The 21293-nt window shown below is 53.5% G+C and carries 16 protein-coding genes; 13 read left to right on the top strand and 3 right to left on the bottom strand.

The genetic code is table 11. The annotated features are described in order from the left end of the window. Positions 1–105: 105 nt before the first annotated feature. The 3 genes from ACYVC2_RS04160 (at position 106) to ACYVC2_RS04150 (ending at position 3935) form a co-directional block, all read left to right on the top strand. Entirely contained in the window at positions 106–2316 is a 2211-nt protein-coding gene (locus tag ACYVC2_RS04160; RefSeq protein ID WP_461101035.1) for a carbohydrate binding family 9 domain-containing protein, read from the top strand. A 98-nt stretch (positions 2317–2414) separates the two neighbouring features. After that, entirely contained in the window at positions 2415–2609 is a 195-nt protein-coding gene (locus ACYVC2_RS04155; protein WP_461101034.1) for a hypothetical protein, read from the top strand. A gap of 351 nt (positions 2610–2960) precedes the next feature. Continuing rightward, positions 2961–3935 (top strand): IS110 family RNA-guided transposase, encoded by a 975-nt coding sequence (locus ACYVC2_RS04150; RefSeq protein WP_461101033.1) that lies wholly within the window; start codon positions 2961–2963, stop codon positions 3933–3935. Positions 3936–4182: 247 nt separating this feature from the next. Here the strand turns inward: ACYVC2_RS04150 and dapA are convergent, their stop codons facing one another. The 3 genes from dapA to ligA are packed head-to-tail and all read right to left on the bottom strand — an operon-like array spanning position 4183 to position 7886. After that, positions 4183–5097, bottom strand: coding sequence for a 4-hydroxy-tetrahydrodipicolinate synthase (dapA, locus tag ACYVC2_RS04145; protein WP_461101032.1), 915 nt, complete (start codon positions 5095–5097; stop codon positions 4183–4185). A 51-nt stretch (positions 5098–5148) separates the two neighbouring features. Continuing rightward, the gene (locus tag ACYVC2_RS04140) at positions 5149–5679 is read right to left on the bottom strand and encodes a hypothetical protein (RefSeq protein ID WP_461101031.1); all 531 of its coding nucleotides are present in this window, start codon (positions 5677–5679) and stop codon (positions 5149–5151) included. Between the two features lie 53 nt (positions 5680–5732). After that, entirely contained in the window at positions 5733–7886 is a 2154-nt protein-coding gene (gene ligA / locus ACYVC2_RS04135) for an NAD-dependent DNA ligase LigA (protein WP_461101030.1), read from the bottom strand. A gap of 271 nt (positions 7887–8157) precedes the next feature. Between ligA and rpe the strand changes: the two genes are divergently transcribed. From rpe to ACYVC2_RS04085, 10 genes are all read left to right on the top strand, one after another. Beyond that, positions 8158–8829, top strand: a complete 672-nt coding sequence (gene rpe / locus ACYVC2_RS04130) for a ribulose-phosphate 3-epimerase (protein ID WP_461101029.1) — start codon at positions 8158–8160, stop codon at positions 8827–8829. Positions 8830–8876: 47 nt separating this feature from the next. Next, the gene (locus ACYVC2_RS04125) at positions 8877–10289 is read left to right on the top strand and encodes an alpha-amylase family glycosyl hydrolase (protein ID WP_461101028.1); all 1413 of its coding nucleotides are present in this window, start codon (positions 8877–8879) and stop codon (positions 10287–10289) included. A 269-nt stretch (positions 10290–10558) separates the two neighbouring features. Continuing rightward, entirely contained in the window at positions 10559–12559 is a 2001-nt protein-coding gene (locus ACYVC2_RS04120; RefSeq protein ID WP_461101027.1) for an OmpA family protein, read from the top strand. 108 nt (positions 12560–12667) lie between these two features. Then, positions 12668–13153 (top strand): SRPBCC family protein, encoded by a 486-nt coding sequence (locus tag ACYVC2_RS04115; protein ID WP_461101026.1) that lies wholly within the window; start codon positions 12668–12670, stop codon positions 13151–13153. 150 nt (positions 13154–13303) lie between these two features. Then, positions 13304–13651 (top strand): hypothetical protein, encoded by a 348-nt coding sequence (locus tag ACYVC2_RS04110; RefSeq protein WP_461101025.1) that lies wholly within the window; start codon positions 13304–13306, stop codon positions 13649–13651. Between the two features lie 59 nt (positions 13652–13710). Continuing rightward, positions 13711–15567 carry a glycosyltransferase family 39 protein gene (locus ACYVC2_RS04105; protein WP_461101024.1) on the top strand — a complete coding sequence of 619 codons (1857 nt, stop codon included), beginning with the start codon at positions 13711–13713 and terminating at the stop codon, positions 15565–15567. Between the two features lie 22 nt (positions 15568–15589). Then, on the top strand, positions 15590–16426 hold the full coding sequence (locus tag ACYVC2_RS04100; protein ID WP_461101023.1) for a transketolase: 837 nt from the start codon (positions 15590–15592) through the stop codon (positions 16424–16426). Between the two features lie 102 nt (positions 16427–16528). Continuing rightward, on the top strand, positions 16529–18511 hold the full coding sequence (locus ACYVC2_RS04095; RefSeq protein WP_461101022.1) for an NAD-dependent epimerase/dehydratase family protein: 1983 nt from the start codon (positions 16529–16531) through the stop codon (positions 18509–18511). 102 nt (positions 18512–18613) lie between these two features. Next, positions 18614–19525, top strand: coding sequence for a transketolase family protein (locus ACYVC2_RS04090; RefSeq protein WP_461101021.1), 912 nt, complete (start codon positions 18614–18616; stop codon positions 19523–19525). A gap of 10 nt (positions 19526–19535) precedes the next feature. Continuing rightward, positions 19536–21275 carry a hypothetical protein gene (locus ACYVC2_RS04085; protein WP_461101020.1) on the top strand — a complete coding sequence of 580 codons (1740 nt, stop codon included), beginning with the start codon at positions 19536–19538 and terminating at the stop codon, positions 21273–21275. Positions 21276–21293 lie beyond the last annotated feature (18 nt).

Below are 21293 nucleotides of genomic sequence, written 5' to 3'. Positions count from 1 at the left end.
TTCGGACGAAATAGGCCTGAAATTCCTCCCTTGTTTTATGCACCGATGCGGTAAAAAAGACGCCTGAAGTTCTTTATTGACTAGTTTTCTAAACCTATTGATTTGGTGAGGTTTATCCTGATTTTTTCGATTGCTGTTCTCTTGCTGGATCGTTCGTCGCTGCTGGCGCAAAAGAAAAACGAGAGCTACCAGTTGCACATTAGCCGCGCAACGTCGCCGATCGTGCTCGATGGTGTGGTAGACGAACCGGCCTGGCAGGCGGCCGAAGTAGCGACGGATTTCTGGATGGTATTGCCGATGGATACCAGCCGCGCCCGTGTTCGTACCGACGTGCGGATGGCCTACGACGATCACAATATCTACCTGAGTGCAGTTTGTTTCCACGGCTACGTACCCGGCCCCTACATGGTCGAATCGCTCCGGCGAGACTGGGCCTTCGTGAAAAATGATAACTTCATTTTTTTCATGGACACCTTCGACGATCAGACCAATGGATTCACCTTCGGCACGAATGCCGCGGGTGCACAGTGGGACGGGTTGCTCTACGAAGGCGGTAAAGCCAACCTGAGTTGGGATAATAAATGGAAATCAGTCGTGCAAAACTACGCCGACCGTTACGTACTCGAACTGGCTATTCCGTTTAAAACCATCCGCTACAAAAAAGGCATTACCCGTTGGGGCATCAATTTCGGACGTCAGGACCTGAAGACCACCGAAAAATCGTCCTGGACACCCATCCAGCGGCAGTTTCCGACGGCTTCGCTGGCGCTGACGGGTGTGCTGATCTGGGATCAGCCCCCGCCACAACCCGGTCCGAATATTTCGCTGATTCCGTATGCGCTGACCGGGCTGAACCGGGATTACCAGAATGGCGTGCCGACTCAGAGTCGCTTCGATGCGGGCCTCGACGCCAAAGTGGCCGTAACGTCGTCGCTCAACCTGGACCTCACTGTCAACCCGGATTTCTCGCAGGTCGATGTGGATCAGCAGGTGACGAACCTGGACCGCTACGAGCTGTTCTTTCCCGAAAAGCGGCAGTTCTTCCTGGAAAATGGCGATCAGATTACCAACTTCGGCTATTCCACGATCCGCCCATTTTTCAGTCGCCGGATTGGGCTCGGGGGGGTTCCAATTCGGTTTGGGGCACGGCTAAGCGGGAAACTCAACAAAGACTGGCGGGTCGGGATTATGGATATGGAGACCGGGCGCGTTGAGGCCACCGGGCTTCCGGCGCAAAATTTCGCCGTGGTGGCCCTGCAGCGACGGGTATCGGCCCGCTCCAACATCGGGTTTATGTTCGTCAATAAAGAATCGCTTTCATACGCGGATGTGGCCGACAAAACCCTGTATTCGCGCTTCAACCGCAACCTGGGGCTCGAATACAACCTGGCTTCGGCCAACAACTTATGGACAGGAAAGGCGCTGTACGTGAAGTCGTTCAGCCCCGAACAGCCGGGAGCCGACGCCGTTTATGCCGGCAACCTGCAGTATTTCAGCCGCAAATGGCTCATTGGCGGGCAGGTCGAATCGGTCGGGAAGAACTACACCGCCGAAGCGGGTTACGTACCGCGCCGGGGCTACGAACGGGGCATGGGTACGCTGGCCTACACGTTTCTTCCACCGGCGGGCAGCGTGCTGAACCACGGCCCAACACTGACGTCTACGTACTTTTTTGATCCGGCCTGGCGGCAGAGCGACAACGAAAGCATGCTCAGCTACGCCATTACGTTTCGGAGCCGAAGTGTTCTGAGTGCCTGGGCCGCCACGGATTACGTCCGGCTCCTCCAGCCGTTCGACCCGACCAATACGGGCCGCGAAACCCTGGCGACCGGAACCGAACATTACTGGACCGCCTGGGGAACCCAGTTTGTGTCGAAGCCCCAGAGCGTATTCACCTACGGATTTTCGACGCGCTACGGTGGGTATTACGACAAAGGCACCCGGCTGAACCTGATAGCCGATGTCGGCTATCGGTTCCAGCCCTACGTGAGTCTGGCGGCCAACATCAACTACAACGACATCCGCCTGCCGCAACCCTGGGGCCAGACGACGTTCTGGCTTATTAGCCCCCGTTTCGACTTTACGGTGACGAACACACTGTATCTGACCACCTTTTTGCAGTATAACGAACAGCAGAAGAACATGAACCTGAACGCCCGGATTCAGTGGCGCTACAAACCCGCATCCGACTTTTTCCTGGTTTATACCGACAATTATTTGCCCAATTCAGCCCAGATTGGTCAGGATGTGCCGGGCTTCTTTTCGGTTAAAAACCGGGCCCTGGTCCTGAAGTGGACTTACTGGTGGAATATCTAACGGCCGGTCAGAAAACAAACTGTGTTGGTGGCGGTTAAACTTGAAAATCCGCCGAAGGACGCGTGGGTTTTGTACTACACTCAAACCAGTTAACGTTTATGAAAACCCTGTTGCGTTATTTCCCTATAGCCTTCGTGGCGATGTTCATGACCCTGTTTCTAACCAGTTGCGCTGCCATTGGCGATATTTTCAAAGCGGGTGCCTGGACCGGCGCTATCCTGGTTATTGCCGGTATCGGTATTGTTATCTGGCTCATCTCCAAATTATTTGGCGGAGGCCGCAGTAATCCATAACGGTAAAATCACGTTGACCCAGCAAGCCGAGTTCTGTCAGAACCCGGCTTTTTTATGCATACTATAGATTTAATAGGCTTTTAATCTGAATGCAGTTCTGTTAGAATGAACCTGCTTATCCTTTTACCAAACCTTGCTATCAGAATCGTTTTTTGTCATTCTATGTTTGCATGCGTTCTTTAGAGTGCCTCCGTCGGTAGACTATCTTTTGTCAAGGGTCTCCAAGACCGCTCGGAATGCGAGTCGCCGACGGAGTTCGTGTAACCGCCAGCTTGAACAGTTCGTGGGGCCTTCAGCCCGAATAAAGAATCGATAAGCACCAGCGGCCAACGTTCCTAATTAACTACGCCTATGAACACCATCTATGTAGGTATTGACATCGCCAAAGCCAGTTTCACACTGGCCATCCCCCAGCCGCAGGGCGGTTTCCTAGACTATCTACTGCCCAATCAACCAGCCGGATTTGAGCAGTTAACAACACTCTTACCCCCCAATTGCCAACTGGTCATGGAGGCATCAGGACCCTACTACCTGCCCCTGGCCGTCTATCTCCACCACCACCAGCAGCTACTCAGTGTGGTCAATCCATTGATCATCCGTCGCTTCAGTCAAATGCGGCTCCGCCGTACCAAAACCGATAAAGCCGATGCCCGACTGTTGAGCGAATTTGGGGCTAATCAACGGCCTGCCCTTTGGCAGCCGCCCAGTCTATTGATGAGCCAATTGGCTCAGTTACAGACCTTACTCGAGCAATACATCAAGCAACGTACCGCCCTGCGTAACCAGCAGGAGGCCTTTACCCACTCGGGTGTACCCAATCCCATCCTGGAGCAATCCCTACAAAAGAGTCTGGATCACCTGGAGGAGCAGATTCAAACCCTGGAGAAGCAACTCGACCAACTGGCTACCACCCACTATGCCAGTTTGTATGCCAATCTGCGCAGCATTCCCGGTATTGGTCGCAAGACGGCTCTGAGTTTATTGGTGCTCAGTCAGGGCTTTTCCCGCTTTGAGTCGGCCAAACAACTGGTGAGTTTTGTGGGCTTAGCCCCCCGGGTGTTTGAGTCGGGCAGCTCGGTGAAAGGGAAAGCCCACATTTGTAAGTTGGGTAATAGTCGGATTCGTCAGCTGTTGTACATGGCCAGTATGCAGGCCAAGAAGGCTAACCCAGCTTGTCAAGCGTTGTATGATCGGTTGGTGAGTGGGGGCAAGCCCAAGCTGGTGGCCTTGATAGCGGTGGCTCATAAATTAGTTCGTCAATGTTTTGCCGTGGCCAGTCAAGGGGTAAAATTCAATGAAAAAGCGGCCTTTGCTCTTGTTTCTTGACACAGTTCATTCCGACCGGTCCGCCGGTGCGGCAGGAGGAATCTTACGAGTGTCCTCGCCAAGAGTCAGGAACCTTTAATATTCCTCCTTCGTCGGAATGACAAAAACGCACCGTTTCCGGCTAAACGGAATCGTTGATGCAGATTCTACAAGCTATAATTCAGGCTTGGCGGTAGAGTTATAGAAAAACAAAAATGGCTCAACACATCCGTTGCGTTGAGCCATTTTTATTGAATCTTTATCGGCTCTACTGAGCGACTAACTCCAGCAGACCATCGCGTTGCAGAACGGCTTTCTGGCGTTCGCTTAGATCGTCGGAAGCTTTCATTAGCGGCAGCCGCACCTCAGCCGTCGTCAGACCCAGAATCTCCAGAAGATTCTTCACGCCAACCGGGTTTCCTTCTTCGTACAGCAGCGGATCGATCCGGAGGAAATGCCCGAGTTCTTTCTGCGCGAAAGCGAAATCACCCTGCAAAGCGGCTTCGATCATGCCCGAAAATTTAACTGGAAAAGCATTGGCAATCACCGACATTACGCCTACGCCACCGATGCTAATGATTGGAACGCCCTGCACATCGTCGCCGGAGATCAGCAGGAAGTCGTCGGGTTTATCGCGGGCGATTTCCATGCACTGCTCAATCACGCATGAGGCTTCCTTCACCCCAATGATGTTCGGGTGTTGTGCCAGTTCGCAGGTAGTTTCGGCCGTCATATTGATGCCGGTCCGGAACGGAATGTTATAGAGAATTACGGGCACCGGGCTGGCATCGGCAATGCGGGTAAAGTGTTCGATCACGCCCCGTTTTCCCGGTTTATTGTAATACGGGCAAACCGACAGAATGGCGTCGACCCCGTCGAAATCAATATTTTTCATCCCCGACACGACCTCGGACGTAATGTTACCGCCCACGCCAAATACGATCGGCAGGTTTTTCGGATTATTTTCCTTGAGGTACTGCAGCAACTGAGCTTTTTCCTGCTTGGTTACCGTTGGCGATTCGCCGGTTGTGCCCTGTAGGACGAAATAACGCACTCCCCCCTCGGAGACATGCCGGATCAGACGGCCAAAGCCGTCGAAATCAATGGATTGGTCGGCGTTGAAGGGCGTCACGATAGCAACGCCTACACCGTGAAATTTGCCGTACTGGCTACGAGTGTCCATTAGTGGAAACGGGAATGTATTCAGGCAAAGTTACGGGAAATTGGGCAGGAGTCATTGTTTCGTATCGACTTGCGAAAAGTCTTTTGGCAAAACGCCGTTCAGGGGTAGAATTTCAAACAGTTCGTCGTGAATGCGAGCCACGTACAAGCCCGCTTTTTCGGCTTCCTGAATGACCTGTTCCGACGCATCGACAAAGGCCAGAATGCCGTATAGTTTTTTCCCGCTCTGCTCCGGAAAGAAATCCGTAAACCGGCGCAGGATTGCCAGCATCTGATCGATATCCCTCGATTTCAAATGACTTTTCACTTCCACGACCACCACCGTATTGATGGCCCCATTGGCAATACCGAGTACGTCGATCTCGATGGTTTCGCCACCCCGACGGGTTTTGTACCGGATGGTTACGGTGGTCATGCCGAACCGATCGCGCAGCACTTTCTCCATCGCCGGAAACGCCATGCCTTCGGTAAAGCTCCCAAATTTGTTCCCTAAATCGCCAATCAGCTTTGCATTTCGTTCGGTGATTTCTGCCGTACGTGCCAGTATTTTTCGGATATCGTCAAGGCTAATGTTTTCTTCCATGGTTCGATGGGTGTAGTAAGTACACAAAAGTAGTAAATTCAGGCTACTTATCCTTATACCTCCAGCATCGCCAGGAATTCATCTTCGCCAATCATGGGTACGTTGAGCTTCTGCGCTTTTTCCACTTTCGATGGTCCGGCGTTTTCGCCTACAATCAGGTAATTTAGTTTCTTGGAAATACCACTCAGCAGCTTACCGCCGTTGGCCGCAATCCGATTTTCGAGCTCTTCGCGGCTGAAATTAGCAAATGTACCGGTATACAGAAATGTCTTGCCTTCGAGCGTATTTCCTTCTGGTTCAATCACCTTTTTCTCACCCGCCAACTGCAATCCGGCCGCCCGCAGGCGCTCAACGAACTCGCGGTTATCAGGGTCGGCAAACCAGGCGACTACACTTTCGGCAATGCGTGGACCTGTATCAGGCACGGCCAGCAAGGCTTCCTGGCTGGCGTTCATGATGGCATCCATCGACCCGAAATAGTCGACGAGTTTCTCGGCGGTTGTGGCGCCCACATACCGAATACCCAGCGCAAACAACACATTGGCAAAGGGCTGTGCTTTGGAACGCTCGATGGCGGTCAGGATGTTATCGACCGTTTTCTGGCGGAAACTGACAACGCGTTTTTTGCTCGTTTCTTCCGACCCGTCGCCATAGTCCATAAATACTTTTTCGAGACCCAGCAATTGCTCAGGCTTTAAGTCATACAAATCAGCGGGCGTTTGTACCAGCCCCTGATCGATCAGCATTTCAATTTTCCCTTCGCCCAGGCTCTCGATGTTCATGGCCCGACGCTGGATAAAATGTTCGAACCGGGCCTGGCGCTGCGGTGGGCACCCGCGTTCGTTGGGGCAATAAAAGTGGGCTTCGCCTTCCTTCCGGACAAGGGGAGTTCCGCAGGCCGGGCAAGTCGTAGGATAAACGATCGGTTGGCTCTGGTCTGTCCGCCGAGTCAGATCGACGCCCGTTATTTTCGGAATAATTTCGCCACCTTTCTCGACAAAAACCGTATCGTGCAGCATCACCCCCAGCCGCTCGATTTCGTTGGCATTATGCAGCGAAGCACGCTTGACGATGGTGCCGGCCAGCAATACCGGCGTCAGTAGCGCAACGGGCGTAACGGCCCCCGTACGGCCCACCTGGTAGCGGATATCGTTCAATACGGTACTGGCAGCCAGGGCTTTGTATTTGAACGCAATGGCCCAGCGCGGACTTTTAGCGGTGTAGCCTAGTTCGCGTTGCTGGTCGTACCGGTTGACTTTGATGACAATTCCATCCGTTGCCAGCGGCAATTCGTACCGTCGGGTTTCCCATTCGTTGATGAACAGCATTACATCACGGATATTCGCGCATTTCCGCCAGGTCTGCGACACATTGAAGCCCCACTGTTTCATCGCGATCAGGCTTTCTTCGTGGGTCTGAAACACGTCTGGTTCAGACAGAAATGAATACAGATAACAGTCGAGCCGACGCTTGGCAACGGCCGACGAATCTTGCTGTTTAAACGTGCCTGAGGCCGCATTCCGCGGATTCGCCAGGAGCGGTTCGCCGATATCTTCCCGCTCTTTGTTGATGCGCTCGAACTCAGCCAGCGGCAGAAACCCTTCCCCCCGTACTTCGAAGAGGGCGGGGATGGTGGGGAGCGGGGCAGAGGGCAGAGGGTTACTCTCTTCGAAGTTGATAGCGACCTGGCCCTTCTCTTTTTCCCGCTGCCCGTGGCCCTCTGCTCGACGCTCCTCAATACGCAACGGCACCGTGCGGATAGTCCGGATGTTGTTCGTGATATCGTCGCCCCGGACGCCGTCTCCACGGGTAGCCCCCTGGACTAAAATCCCATTTTCGTAGGTCATACTCAGCGCTACCCCATCGAATTTAAGCTCGCAGATGTATTCGTACGTTTGTCCATTCAGCCCTTTCTGCACACGTTTATCGAACTCTACGAGGTCTTCTTCTGAGTAGGTATTGCCCAGCGACAGCATTGGAAAGCGGTGGTAGACGGTCGCAAATTCTTTACTGATCGTACCGCCCACCCGAACGGTAGGCGAGTCGGGCCGGCGGAATTCAGGATACTGTTTTTCCAGCTCAGTCAGTTCGGCAAGCAGTTTATCGAAGGTAAAATCATCAATTTCCGAAACGCTGTTCTGATAATATTGATGGTTATAATAATTCAGGCGGTCGGTCAGTTCGGCAATGCGTTCCTGGGGTATCATAGTGTTTGTTTCAACAGGCAAGTACTAAACCGAAGAAGACCCGGTTCTGTGTTCGAATGAGCATGATTTTGAGAAAAAGACGCTTTTATGAGAGGGGCGTCCTTTCGCAGAACCGGATATCATTTAATCGGTAGGTAATATTGGGGTTGTTTCCGCGTTCAAGCAAAAAAAATAGTAGTTTTACAGGATAAAAAAATCAGCGTTGGTCCTCTATTACTCAACAACTATTTCTTTTCCAACGAATTAACCCATTACCATTTAGCAGTCAACCATGAACCGACCTCTTATTGCTCCTTCCCTGCTCGCGGCCGATTTTGCCAATATTCAACGCGATCTGGAGTTGATCAACCAAAGCGAGGCCGATTATCTGCACTTCGATGTGATGGATGGCGAGTTCGTTCCCAACATTTCGTTCGGCTTTCCGCTGCTCGCTGCGGTTCGGAAGCACTGCCGGAAGCCCCTGGATGTTCACCTGATGATCACCCAGCCCGAGCGCTACCTCGACGCCTTTGCCGAAGGGGGCGCATCGGTCATTCATGTTCATTACGAAGCCTGTACGCACCTGCACCGTACCCTCTCGCACATCCGCGAACTGGGCTGTCGGGCGGGCGTGGCTCTCAATCCCCATACCCCCGTCGAAGGGTTGATCGACGTGCTGGAGCAGATCGACGTAATCCTGATCATGTCGGTCAATCCGGGTTTTGGTGGCCAGTCGTTTATTCCACATACCCTCCGGAAGATTGCCAGGCTCAAACAGTTGCTGCTTGCCAATCACGCATCGGCGCTGATCGAAGTAGACGGGGGCATTGGTCTCAACAATGCCTCGGCGCTGGTAGAGGCCGGTGCCGACATCCTGGTCGCGGGCAGTTCTGTATTTGGCGCAACCGATCCGCTGGAAACCATCCGTCAACTTAAAAACAGTCATCAGCCGCTGGTAGCCTGACCGTTTCTCCATACTTAACTTCTTATCGAATCAGCACAACTAGTTGCATGAAAAAAACATATCTGGCCGTCTTTCTGAGTCTGTTGACCCTCATTTCGGCCTGTCGTAAATCTACGGACAACCAGGAGGAGGCTACGACCGTATCCAGATCGGACACGACGGCCGCCAACGCCCCACCCGCCCCGGAATGGTCTCGAAACGCAACGATTTACGAAGTCAACGTACGCCAGTTCTCCTCCCAGGGTAATTTCAAAGCGGTCGAAGAGCAATTGCCCCGCCTGAAAGAAATGGGCGTCGATATCATCTGGCTTATGCCTGTTTATCCGGTCAGTCAAAAAAATAAAAAAGGAACCCTGGGTAGCCCCTACGCCGTCGCCGATTACAAAGCCATCAATCCTGATCTGGGCACGCTGGCGGATTTCAAATCGCTGGTCAACCGGGCGCATGCGCTGGGCCTGCGCGTTATTCTGGACTGGGTCGCTAACCATACGGGTTGGGATCACGTCTGGATCAAAGAACACCCGGACTGGTATACACAGGTCAACGGAAAAATGACCTCGCCGGTCGATCCGAAAACGGGCAAACCCACGGACTGGACGGATGTGGTGGACCTGAACTACGATAATCCGGACATGCGGGCGGGCATGACCGACGCGATGCTGTACTGGGTTCGCGAATGCGGTATCGACGGGTACCGGTGCGATGTAGCCGGGTTTGTACCGACCGATTTCTGGGCGGAGGTCCGTCCGAAGCTCGACAAGATCAAAACCGTCTTTATGCTGTCGGAATGGGAAGACGAGCCCGATCAGTTCAAGCATTGTTTTAACATGAACTACGGCTGGAGCATGCATAACATGATGAAAGCCATTGCAAAGGGGGCTCGTACAGCCGATAAAATCGACTCTCTGCGCGAAGCCAACCAAAAGCGGTTTCCGGCCTGGTATTACCAGATGCTGTTTACGCAGAACCACGACGAAAATACTCATAATGGCACTCTACTCGAATCGTTTGGCCCTGGTGCCGATGCCTTTGTGGTTCTCAGCAGCACTCTCGAAGGCATGCCGCTGGTGTATAACGGCATGGAATCGAACCTGAACAAACGCCTGAGTTTTTTCGAGAAAGATACCATTGACTGGGGCGACTACCCGAAGCGCAATTTCTTCGCTACCCTGCTGACGCTCAAGCACCGGAACCGGGCCCTCTGGAATGGTATTTACGGCGGGAAAGCCATTAAAATTCCGACCAACCACGACGACAAGGTGTATGTGTTCTACCGGCAGCGCGATTACGACCGGGTGATCGTGCTGATCAATCTGAGCAATGAAACCCAAACGTTTACCCTGGGGGGAAGTGGCTTTTCGGGCACGTACACCGAGGTGTTCAGCCACGAATCGGTGGACCTGAAGCCCGCCATGAACATCACCCTTACCCCCTGGGCCTACCGGGTTCTGACGAACTAACCGCCTGTTTGCCATCCGGCGCTGCCCGTTCGGTCGCTCACGGCTATTTTTCTGATAGCCGCCTAAACACCCATCCTGCCGACACCCCGATAGTAGGATGGAGATGTTTTTGTCGGATGCGTACGTTTTTTTCTTAAATTACCTGACAATCTAAACAGGGAGTTTCTACGTTAAGATAGAGCCGGTTTTCTTCCTATTTGTCAACCGTCTGCCATTTCTTCGTTATGCGAGTCTGGAGTGTCCTGTCATTTTTATTGACCGTGCTGGTCATGCTAGTTAGTGCAAAAGGCCGGGCGCAATCCATTCAGTGGGCAAGTCGCGTGGTCGGGGTATCGTCGGAAAAAGACGGCGGGCCGTACGGAGAGCGGTACAAAGCCTCTCAGGCTTTAGGCTCACCCAGCCAGGGGCCAACGCCTGGAGAAACACCCTGCGCCTGGGCGCCCCGGCAACCTGATGGTACAGCGGACGAATGGATTCAGGTAGGGTTTACTAAACCGATGCGGGCCCGGCAGATCGTGGTATCGGAAAATGTCAATCCGGGCTCGGTGATCCGGATTCTTGCCTACGATGACAAAAACGTGGAACACCTGGTTTACCAGGCTCCCGGTATTCAGGAACGAACCGATCCGCTGCTGCGCGTTCTGCCCACAGAATCCGACTTTCTGTGTCATCAGCTAAAAGTCATTATCAACGGAGCCGCGCTGAAAGGGATCAATCAGATCGATGCGATCGGTATTTTAGAGGATACCAAACCCGTTGTGATTGGCGTCAACGTGTCGAAAAACATTCCCAAAGACATTCTGAAAGAAAATCTCGGCAAATCAATTAATTCGCCGGGGCAGGAAGTGGCTCCCGTCATCTCACCTGACGGCAAAACGCTTTACTTCACCCGAAACTACAACAAAGCAAACATGGGCTCGGCCGACCGGCAGGACGTCTGGTACTCGACCCTGCAGCCGGGGAGCGGGTCTTCGCCGGGCTGGAGCGAAGCGGTCAACATCGGCCCACCCATCAACAACACCGGCGATAACGCCATTAGCGGCATGGCTCCCGATGGTCGAACTGCCTACCTGATCAATGTGTATTTGCCCAGCGGAGGGCTGTCGTTCGGGATTTCAAAATCGGTTCGGACCAAAACCGGCTGGTCGCAACCGGTCGAGTGTAAGATCACTAACAACTACAATCTCCACGAAAAAAATCAGTTGGAGTTCTGCGTCTCGCCCGACGGACGGTCTATTATTCTGGCGGTACAGCGCAAAGACTCGCGCGGTGACCGCGACCTGTATATTTCTCACCAGCGGCCCGACAACACCTGGTCGGAGCCCGTCACGCTGGGCAATATCCTCAATACCGCCGACTCAGAAAGTTCGCCGTTTCTGGCAGCCGACAGCCGGACGCTGTATTTTACCTCGGCTGGGCATCCAGGCTACGGTAACGGGGATATTTTCGTCAGTCGCCGGCTCGACGATTCGTGGACTAACTGGAGTGAACCCGAAAACCTGGGGCCGTCTATTAATACCCCGGAGTGGGATGGCTATTTTACGATTCCGGCCTCGGGCGATTTTGCGTACCTGAGCTCGCGCGCGGGATCGGTCGGCGAAGATGATATTTTCCGGCTCAAACTCCCGCCCGCCGTCAAACCCGATCCGGTAGCCATTGTATCGGGCCAAGTGCTGGATGCCACCAGCAAAAAACCCATTGCGGCCTCGGTGGTAGCCAGCCTGTTTGCCGAGCATAAGGAAACGGCCCGAGTCGATTATAGTCCGGAAATGGGCGAATACAAACTGATTTTGCCTGCCCAGAAAACCTACGTGCTGACAGCCAATAAGGAAGGCTATTTTCCTACCACCGAAACCCTCGACCTGAGCAAAGACAAACGCTTTCGCGACATTCGCCGGAACCTGTACCTGGCCCGGATCGACTCGGGCCAGAAAATCGTGATGCGGGAGGTTCTGTTCCAGCAAAGTCAGTCGGCGCTGTTGCCCGGTGCCAACGAAGAGCTGGACCGGGTCGTAGGCATGCTGGAATCCCACCCGAAGATGGAACTGCTGGTTGAGGGCCATACCGATAATCAGGGCGACTGGGAGCCGAACATCAAACTGTCGGAAGATCGGGTCCGGGTGGTTAAAGAGTACCTGACGGGTAAAGGCATTACTCCGGAGCGCATCCGGACAAAAGCCTGGGGGCCGAGCAAACCGGTAGCCAGCAACGAGACCGAAGAGAAGCGCAAGCTCAACCGCCGGGTCGAATTCACGATCCTGAAGCTGTAAGGTTTTAGTATACCTCCTTCCTATCGATAAGTTATTTTGTTTATGGGAATTCGCTACATACTTTTTGCAGTCTTGTAGCGAAGTGATCAGTCCAAATAACCTTGCAAAATGCCTGTTCTGTTTTTAGAAACGCCTATCTATGCTAAGCCTGAAGTCTGTTATAAGCTTTCGTTGAGTGTCGATTTACATCAGCTTTCAACTCAAAAGACAGGCGAACACATTGTTGGTGGCGTTCGCCAAGGTATCATGAAATTGGGGGATACGGTGACCTGGAAAGCCAAACACTTTGGTATATGGCAAACATTAACCACTAAAATCACTGCCGAAAAGCGTTTTGATTACTTCATGGACGAAATGTTGCAAGGTACTTTCCAATCCCTAAAGCACGAACACTATTTTTCTGAAACGACTTACGGAACGCTGATGAAAGACATCTTTTCATTTGAGTCACCAATGGGACTGTTAGGCATGGCGTTCAATTTTTTAGTTCTGGAGCGCTATATGAAGAATTTTCTAATTGAGCGGAATCAAACCATCAAAAAAATCGCTGAGTCAGACAAGTGGAAGACATTCGTTTCAGGAATTGATTTGTAATTGAGCGATTTCCAAATATCAGAAAGTCATTTTCTGGATAAGACATAGCCAAACAGAATGAGGTGAAAATATCCAGTAAATTTGTTTTCACTAACTTGGGATTTATTACCAATTGAAGCAGGCTTATTCAACGGCTGCTATTTCAGTCCAATGACCACTACATTATTCCGCCCTGTCAGTCAGAAAGAATTAGACCTGATTGCGCAATCCAACTGGACAGCCTTCCCGCCCCGATTGCCCGAGCAGCCGATTTTCTACCCCGTAACCAATCTTGCGTATGCCCGGCAGATCACGGTCGAATGGAACGTACCGGCTTACGGAAACGGATATGTGACAAAATTTGAGGTCGACAGTGCCTATTTGAAAAAATACAGGATTGAAAATGTGGGTGGACCGATCCACAACGAGTTATGGGTTCCCGCCGAAGAACTGGATGAGTTTAACCGCCACATTATCGGTCCAATCGAAGTAATCGAGTCTTATGGAGAACCTGCGTAGGATTGGCCATTTTAGCCGGATTCTATGAGAACCCGGTTTTTGCGCGTAGTTTTGGGGCAATGTTCGCTCCATTATCCCGCACTACGCTAGTTTTGCTAAGCGCCCTGTTGGTACTGGCCCTTTGTCTTCGCCTGTATCGGGTTGGTACTTATAGTATTTATTTCGACGAAAAATCGACGCTGCTCATCAGCCAGAGCGTTTGCCTGGAAGGAGCCAATCAGGTCGATGTCTTCAACAAGAAATACTTCACCCCGGCCGAATTCTGGAAGCCCAAAACCTTTGCCGATTTCATTGATGCCAATATCCGGGGCGACATCGGCAACAGCCCGGCCTACTATGGGGTGGTCTGGCTCTGGCTGAAAGTATTCGGCCTGAGCGACGCATCGCTTCGGATGCCGTCGGTTATTTTCAGTGTACTCATCGTCTGGCTGCTGTTCGTATTTGTCCGGCGGCATTTTCAGCCGGGAGGGCGGCTGGCGGGTAGTAGTCCGCTCAATAGCCAGGCCGTCGATACTCTGGCGCTGACAACGGCCGCCGTGGCGACCATCGAGCCGTTTTTTGTTGCCTACAGCCATATTGCCCGCAACTACTCGATGACGATCTTTCTGACGTTGCTGGCTACCCACCTGTTTCTGCTGATTCAGGAGCGGGTCCGTTCGCAGGGTTCTTTTCGTCCTTCCGTTCGACCAGGCCAGGTGTCATTGACGGGGCTGTACCTGGCCTACGGGGTGGTCTTCATCCTGGCGGTCCTGTCGCATTACCTGGCCGTCATCATTTTTCTGTGTCATGGCCTGTACGCGCTGTTTTATCTGCGCAACCGGCAGACCTGGTTTACGCTGGCCGCGGTGGGTGTGGTGGGTTTAGGGCTTGTCTCGCTATGGTTCGTTTTCGGGGGTGGCAAATACACGTTTTTCACCCTGGAGAACCAGAAGAATTTCTACCGGAACATCGCCCTGACCAATCCGAAAGGCACTGGTTTCGGTCTTATTCTGCCTGCCACCCTGCCCAACATTACCGTCCGTGCCATTCCAATCATTTCAGATTTATTTATTTTCACCAATGGGCTGGGGAATCAACTGGCGGGCCTGCGAAACTCCCTTCCGGCTCTGGGGCTAGGTGTGGTGGCTACCGGTATCCTGCACCGCTATTTTACGGTTCCCAAGCCACCGACCTGGGTGTATGCGGCTTTTCCGCTTATTCTGCTGGCAGGGTTGCCTTTTTACAGCGTTACGCCCCTGCGCTTTCTGGTCCTGTCGGGGGCTCCATCAGTCGTTTATCTGATCGCCCGGTTTGTCGTTGACCGCACCACCGTTGACCAGAAACGGGTCGTCGTTCTGTTGCTGCTGCTGAGTGTGATGCCCACCTTCTTTCTACTGTATACGGCCTGGAACTCAGGCCATACCTTCGGCATAACCCAACGTTATTCGGGCTCTTCGTTTCCGTATGTCTGCATATTCGTAGCCATGGGGCTCTATCAGCTAGCCCAGCTGCGCTGGTGGTTTGGGTTGCCGATGCTGGCGGTGGTGCTGCTTCAGTCGGTGCATATCCTTCAGTTGCTGGGCGACATTTATGCCGACAGGGCCGCTAAATACACGTATTTCGACAAACCACGAATCGAGAACCCTTACTGGACCTCGGCCCAGCGCCTGAAAGAATTGTATGCCCCCGGCGACACGATCCTGTACCCGAACAAAAAACGCATCATTTACTCCGCCAAAATCGACAGCACTTTTTCCCCGGTTACGCTTATCGATGCCCAGATGGTGAACGTTTATCTGCCTAAAGATGCGCAGTACATCCAGCGCGTCGATCCGAACGACCGGGACCGGATTGTGCTGGTCAAAGGCGATACGGATAAAAAAATTACTATTTTTGACTTTCAGGGAGGCCGTTACCGCTACGGCGATCCCAACTGAGCCTCATTTTCGTCAACCAGCCATGAGCTTCTCCACCGAATTTACCGACTATCAAACGCTTCAGGGGCAACTGCGGCTTAAAATACTGGGTCTTTACCACCAGGCGCATGCCGGCCACATTGGCTGTTCGCTGAGTTGCGTGGATCTGATGATCGCTACGTTATTATTGCGCAAACGCGAACAGGATACGTTTCTGCTGTCGAAAGGGCACGCAGCGGCTTCGCTCTACGCCTGCCTGAATTATATGGGCGAGGTTTCGGATGCTGAACTGGCTACCTACTACCATAACGGTACGACCCTGCCCGCTCACCCGGCTCCGAATAAACACCGGGGGATTCCGTTTGCGACGGGTTCGCTCGGTCACGGCCTACCCATCGGAGTGGGCATCGCTCATGCCGGCAAGCTACTGGGCGATGATTCGCGGGTGTTCGTGCTCATGTCAGACGGCGAGACCAACGAAGGGACGACCTGGGAAGCGGCTCATTTCGCCATTCAGCATAGCCTGGACAACCTGATTATTTTAATCGATAAAAACGGCTTGCAGGGCTTTGGCCAGACGGCCCACGTGCTGGGCGACACCGCCGACGTACAGACCTGGCAAGCCATGGGCTTTGAGACGGTTGAAGTCGACGGTCATCAGGTAGACGATCTGCTGTCGACCATCGACCGGCTGACCGATCCGGCCAATCAGTCGGGCAAACCCAAGCTAGTCATTGCGCATACGGTCAAAGGCAAAGGAGTTTCGTATATGGAGAACCGGCTTGAGTGGCACTACCTGCCCATGACCGAAGCGCAGTATGAACAGGCGCGGGCCGACGTACACGAACGGTATCTGCTCGCCCACGAAACCCAGGCTTAACCGAAGGCGGATTACCATTGCCTTATTAACCAGCCATTCGTAGGTTATATCCAATCGTTTTGGCGTATAATTGCGGCCAGAATAAATCAGCCTGCTTCCAATTTGCTACCTCCTGACATCAACCAACTCAAGGGCCCCATTGTCGTTTTCGGGGCCAGCGGCTTCATCGGTGCCAATTTGTTTGAGCAACTTTTCCGAGTACGTAAGGACGTTTACGCGCTCACCCACGACGCCACCAAAGCCTGGCGCCTTAAACTGCTGGACGTACCCGCCGAAAATATTATTCACTGCGACATCCTGTCCAACACCTCGGTGCAGGACGTTTTCGGAAAGATCAAGCCCAAAACTATTTTCAACCTGGCGGCCTACGGGGCGTATAGCAAGCAGAAAAATGTCGGGCTGACCTACGAGACGAATGTACTGGGAACGGTCAATATTCTGGAAAACTGCACTACGGAGATGGTCTACATCCACGCCGGAAGCAGCTCGGAATACGGATTCAACTGCACGGCACCGAAAGAAACCGACCCCGTCGAGCCCAACAGCCACTACGCCGTGTCGAAAGTGTCGGCGGCTTATACGCTGGAATATTACGCCAAAGTTCATAAGCTGAACACCCTCAATCTTCGGCTGTATTCGATTTATGGAGGCTGGGAAGAACCCGACCGACTAATTCCCCGGCTCGTTGAAGAAAACCGGAGAGGATCGCTGCCCCCGCTGGTTTCACCCGATATCAGCCGCGATTTTGTGTATGTCGACGACTGCGTCGGGGCTTTCGTACAGGCGGCCCTGCACGTCGACAGCCGCATCAGCGGGCGCTCGTATAATATCGCAACCGGTCAGAAGACCACCATGCGCGAACTGATCGATGTGGCCCGCACTACCTTCGGACTTACTGAGGAACCGGTATGGGGCAGTATGAACAACCGCAACTGGGACCTGGCCGACTGGTACGGCGACCCGACCGCTGCCGAAGCCGATCTGCACTGGAAAGCTACGACCTCCCTCGGCGACGGACTACGCCGGACCGCCGACTGGCAGACTTCGCACGACTATGAAACACGGGTGATTCCGGCGTTTCAAACCCCGACGCTCAACCCGGTCATTTCGCCGATCATTGCCTGCTACAAAGACGCTCAGGCCATTCCGTACATGTACGAACGGCTGGTAAAAACCTTCAATGAAATGAAGGTTCGGTACGAAATCATCTTCGTAAACGACAATTCGCCCGACAATACCGATGAGGTGCTGAACGACATCTGCGCCAAAGACCCGAACGTCATTGCCATCAAACACTCGCGTAATTTCGGCTCCCAGTCGGCCTTTCTGAGCGGCATGGAAATTTCGACGGGCGACGCTGTCGTACTGATGGATGGCGATTTGCAGGACCCGCCCGAAGTGATTCCGAAGTTTTACGAGAAATGGCAGCAGGGGTTCGACGTAGCATATGGGGTTCGGGTGCAACGCGAAATGGCTCCGCACGTTCACTTTTTCTACAAACAGTTTTACCGGCTCTTCAAGCGGACGGCTTACATCAATATCCCGGTCGATGCGGGCGATTTCTCGATGATGGACCGGAAGGTAGTACGTGAGCTGGTCGATCTGCCCGAAACCGAACAGTTTCTGCGCGGCCTGCGCGCCTGGGTGGGCTTCCGGCAAACCGGCGTCGATTACGTACGGCCCGAACGGATGTTTGGCGTTTCGACCAATAACTGGACCAAAAATATCTGGTGGGCCAAGAAAGCCATTTTTTCTTTCAGTTTCGCCCCGCTCGAACTGATGACCTACGCCGGCTTTGTACTGACGGGCCTGTCGATGCTGGGGATTGTCTGGCAGATTCTCTCCCGACTGTTCAACTTCGACCCCAACACGCCGTATGGGATATCTACGGTGATTGTGCTGGTGATGTTCTTTGGCGGGATCAACTTGCTGGGCATCTCGTTTTTGGGCGAGTATATCAGCAAGATTTTTGAGGAGACCAAAAAACGACCGAAATTTATCCGTACGATGGTTCGGAAAGGTCCGCGCGTGTACAAAACAGCGGCCGAAATCAGCACCCTGGTCGAGCAGCGGAAGAGCAAGTAAGACCAGGAAACTCAGTGGCTATGACTCAACCCTAAGCTAGGGTTCATCAGCCAGACAAACGAATAGAATAGCTTCATTCGACAGCGAACAGAACTCATCATTATGCGAAAGGAATTTTCAGCCGCCATCGAAAAAATCGCGCGGGAAGACGAAAAGATTGTATTCATCACGGGTGACCTGGGTTATGCTGCGCTCGAAAACGTCGTAGACGCCCTGGGGCCGCGCTTTATCAATGCGGGGGTAGCCGAGCAGAACATGGTGGGTGTGGCCGCTGGTATGGCTTATCGGGGCTATAAAGTCTTTTGTTACAGCATCGCCCCGTTCATCGTCTATCGCTGCCTGGAGCAGTTCCGCAATGACGTTTGCCTGCACAAAATGCCGGTTTTTCTGGTTGGCAACGGCGGAGGGTACGGCTACGGCATCATGGGGAGCACCCACCATACCATCGAAGACCTGGCCTGTCTGAGCGGTCTTCAGAACGTGAACACTTACATTCCGGCCTTTGCCGATGAAGTCGCGCCGATGCTGGACCAGATCGTGGCCGAAGGCCGCCCAACGTACCTGCGCTTGGGGGCGGGGCCTAACACCCCCGACGGAGCCGAAACACACGGCTCCTTCAAACACATCGTCCGCAGTTCGGCGCCGATCGGTACGGTCGTGGCGCTGGGACCGGTGGCGGCCAATGTGCTGACAGCCCTACAGGATGATCTGTTAACCAACCAGTTCGACGTGTATACGGCTACCAATCTGCCACTCGACCTACCAACGGAGCTGGCCCATCGCTGGGCGGGTAAACCGCTGCTGGTTGTCGAAGAGCACGTGTCGGTGGGTGGGCTGGCGCAGCAGCTTTCGGTAAAACTGCTGGCCGACGGAGCCGCGCCAAGCCGGTTTGTCAGTCTGTCGGCACAGGGGTATCCGAACGGTCTGTATGGTGATCAGAAATACCACCAGCAACTGTCGGGACTCGATCCAGCCAACATTGCCCGCCAACTTACCTCGTTTACCTACAATTAGTTTTGTTCGCTTGGTTACTTCACCCCATATACGGCAGGAACGACAGACTCGGTACGGGCTACCCGATCGGTTGGTAGCGGGCTTGCTCGTGCTGCTTCCGATCGTCGTGTTCGGCTATATGTGGGCACGTTATGCGGTCAACGTGCCCAAATGGGATGACCATGTACTGAAAAATCTGCTGGTACAGCTCGATACCGAAGCGTCCGTTTTGGGAAAGGCCTACCAGTTTTTCAAGCAGCACAACGAACACCGGATCGTGTATGACCGGCTGATTACCTGGCTGGACTTCAACCTGTTCGGCAAACTGAACTACCGGCATCTGATGGTTGTCGGCAACCTGAGTCTGGTCGGGCTGCTGCTGGTTTTCGGGCGTGTGTTTGACCGGTCGCTTGCCGTTCAGGATCGAGCGCAAAGTCGGCCTGCCGATGGTTGGCTATATCTGCCGCCGGTTGCTTTTTTGCTCTTCAACCTCTCGCAGTGGGAAAACATGTTCTGGGGCATGGCCGCCCTACAGAATTTCACGGTCATGCTCTGGGTATTCTGGGCGATTTACCTGCTGGCGTTTACCGATAAAATCGTCGCGGCTTTGCTGGTAGCGATTGCGGCCACGCTGACCAGCGGCAATGGGCTGCTGCTGTGGCCGGTGGGTTTTGCCATGCTACTCCTGCAGGTGGTGCTGAAAAAACCCGCAAGCCGCAACCATCTGATGCGCTGGAGCAGCGGAGCCATTGGCAGTTTTATTCTTTATTTCTGGGGCTACGAGAAACCAGCGGGCAACCCGCCCGTCCGGGGCACAGTGGTCGAACTACTGAAAGGCTGGCTGGCGTTCAATGGGGCAGCCGCCGAAGCGTTTCCGGGCGGCACTGCTTTTACGAAATGTCTCTTGCTGGGTAGTTTTATCTCCGCTCTCGTACTGGGAGCCGGACTGTATACCCTGAGAAAAAGCCTGGTCACGAAAAAGCTGTCTTCCTTCGATCACTTTTTTCTGGGCGCTGCGCTGTTTCTGCTTGGGACAGCCGCTACGGTCACCTGGTCGCGGGTGGGGTTTGGGTTGAACACGCTCATTACCAGTCGCTATAAATTCTACTCGTTACTACTGCTGGCGCTTGGCTATAGTTTTGTGCTGATCCACACCCGTGCCTCGGTCCGTAAATGGGCGTTTCGGGGAGGGCTTTTGTTCAGTGTTTTGCTGATGGCCGGCTCCTACCGGGCTTACCTGGACGAAACCATCTGGTGGCGGCAGTATCTGCTGACCAATTTGCAGTTTAACTGGACATATTCGACCAATCGACCTGTTTCGGCCGTCGATGCCACGACGGCCCGGCTGATCGACAGCGCCCCCGCTTTCTACGACTCGATCGTGGACACCTTTTACCAGCTGGCCGAAGGTACACCAGCACCACTCTCGTCGATCGGGAAAACAGCCGGCAATTTTATCCTGGCCGATACGGCTTCGGTCAATCCGCAGGGGCCCGACGCCGGCAATTACCTATTGCTGCGGTCTCCTAAACGACTCTACTTATACCCGACTACACCCCATGTAAACACCGCCTGGAAAGCTGGTGTTGGCCTGGCTCCTCTGTTCAGGAATGGGTTCACCGGTTCGGTTCCCGAAGCCGACCTCGATCCGGGTACGTACCAGATCGAACGGGTAATCATTCAGCCCGACGGTGCCATCAACCGAATACCCACCCAGCAAATCCTCACCGCCACAGCGCAGGTTCGTCGGGATTTCCAGAAAAACTGGTAACTTTTGCCTCCGACGCGA

The organism is Spirosoma koreense (genome assembly GCF_054777875.1).
Note: the sequence above shows the minus strand (reverse complement) of the source record. Positions and strands in the feature narration are given on the sequence as shown.

What these genes read in the sequence shown, in the direction of transcription:
- ACYVC2_RS04155 (WP_461101034.1), top strand. Translation starts at nt 2,415, where the DNA reads ATGAAAACCCTGTTGCGTTATTTCCCTATAGCCTTCGTGGCGATGTTC.
- ACYVC2_RS04140 (WP_461101031.1), bottom strand. Translation starts at nt 5,679, where the DNA reads ATGGAAGAAAACATTAGCCTTGACGATATCCGAAAAATACTGGCACGT.
- ACYVC2_RS04125 (WP_461101028.1), top strand. Translation starts at nt 8,877, where the DNA reads ATGAAAAAAACATATCTGGCCGTCTTTCTGAGTCTGTTGACCCTCATT.
- ACYVC2_RS04150 (WP_461101033.1), top strand. Translation starts at nt 2,961, where the DNA reads ATGAACACCATCTATGTAGGTATTGACATCGCCAAAGCCAGTTTCACA.
- rpe (WP_461101029.1), top strand. Translation starts at nt 8,158, where the DNA reads ATGAACCGACCTCTTATTGCTCCTTCCCTGCTCGCGGCCGATTTTGCC.
- ligA (WP_461101030.1), bottom strand. Translation starts at nt 7,886, where the DNA reads ATGATACCCCAGGAACGCATTGCCGAACTGACCGACCGCCTGAATTAT.
- ACYVC2_RS04090 (WP_461101021.1), top strand. Translation starts at nt 18,614, where the DNA reads ATGCGAAAGGAATTTTCAGCCGCCATCGAAAAAATCGCGCGGGAAGAC.
- dapA (WP_461101032.1), bottom strand. Translation starts at nt 5,097, where the DNA reads ATGGACACTCGTAGCCAGTACGGCAAATTTCACGGTGTAGGCGTTGCT.
- ACYVC2_RS04105 (WP_461101024.1), top strand. Translation starts at nt 13,711, where the DNA reads ATGTTCGCTCCATTATCCCGCACTACGCTAGTTTTGCTAAGCGCCCTG.
- ACYVC2_RS04100 (WP_461101023.1), top strand. Translation starts at nt 15,590, where the DNA reads ATGAGCTTCTCCACCGAATTTACCGACTATCAAACGCTTCAGGGGCAA.
- ACYVC2_RS04120 (WP_461101027.1), top strand. Translation starts at nt 10,559, where the DNA reads ATGCTAGTTAGTGCAAAAGGCCGGGCGCAATCCATTCAGTGGGCAAGT.
- ACYVC2_RS04110 (WP_461101025.1), top strand. Translation starts at nt 13,304, where the DNA reads ATGACCACTACATTATTCCGCCCTGTCAGTCAGAAAGAATTAGACCTG.
- ACYVC2_RS04115 (WP_461101026.1), top strand. Translation starts at nt 12,668, where the DNA reads ATGCCTGTTCTGTTTTTAGAAACGCCTATCTATGCTAAGCCTGAAGTC.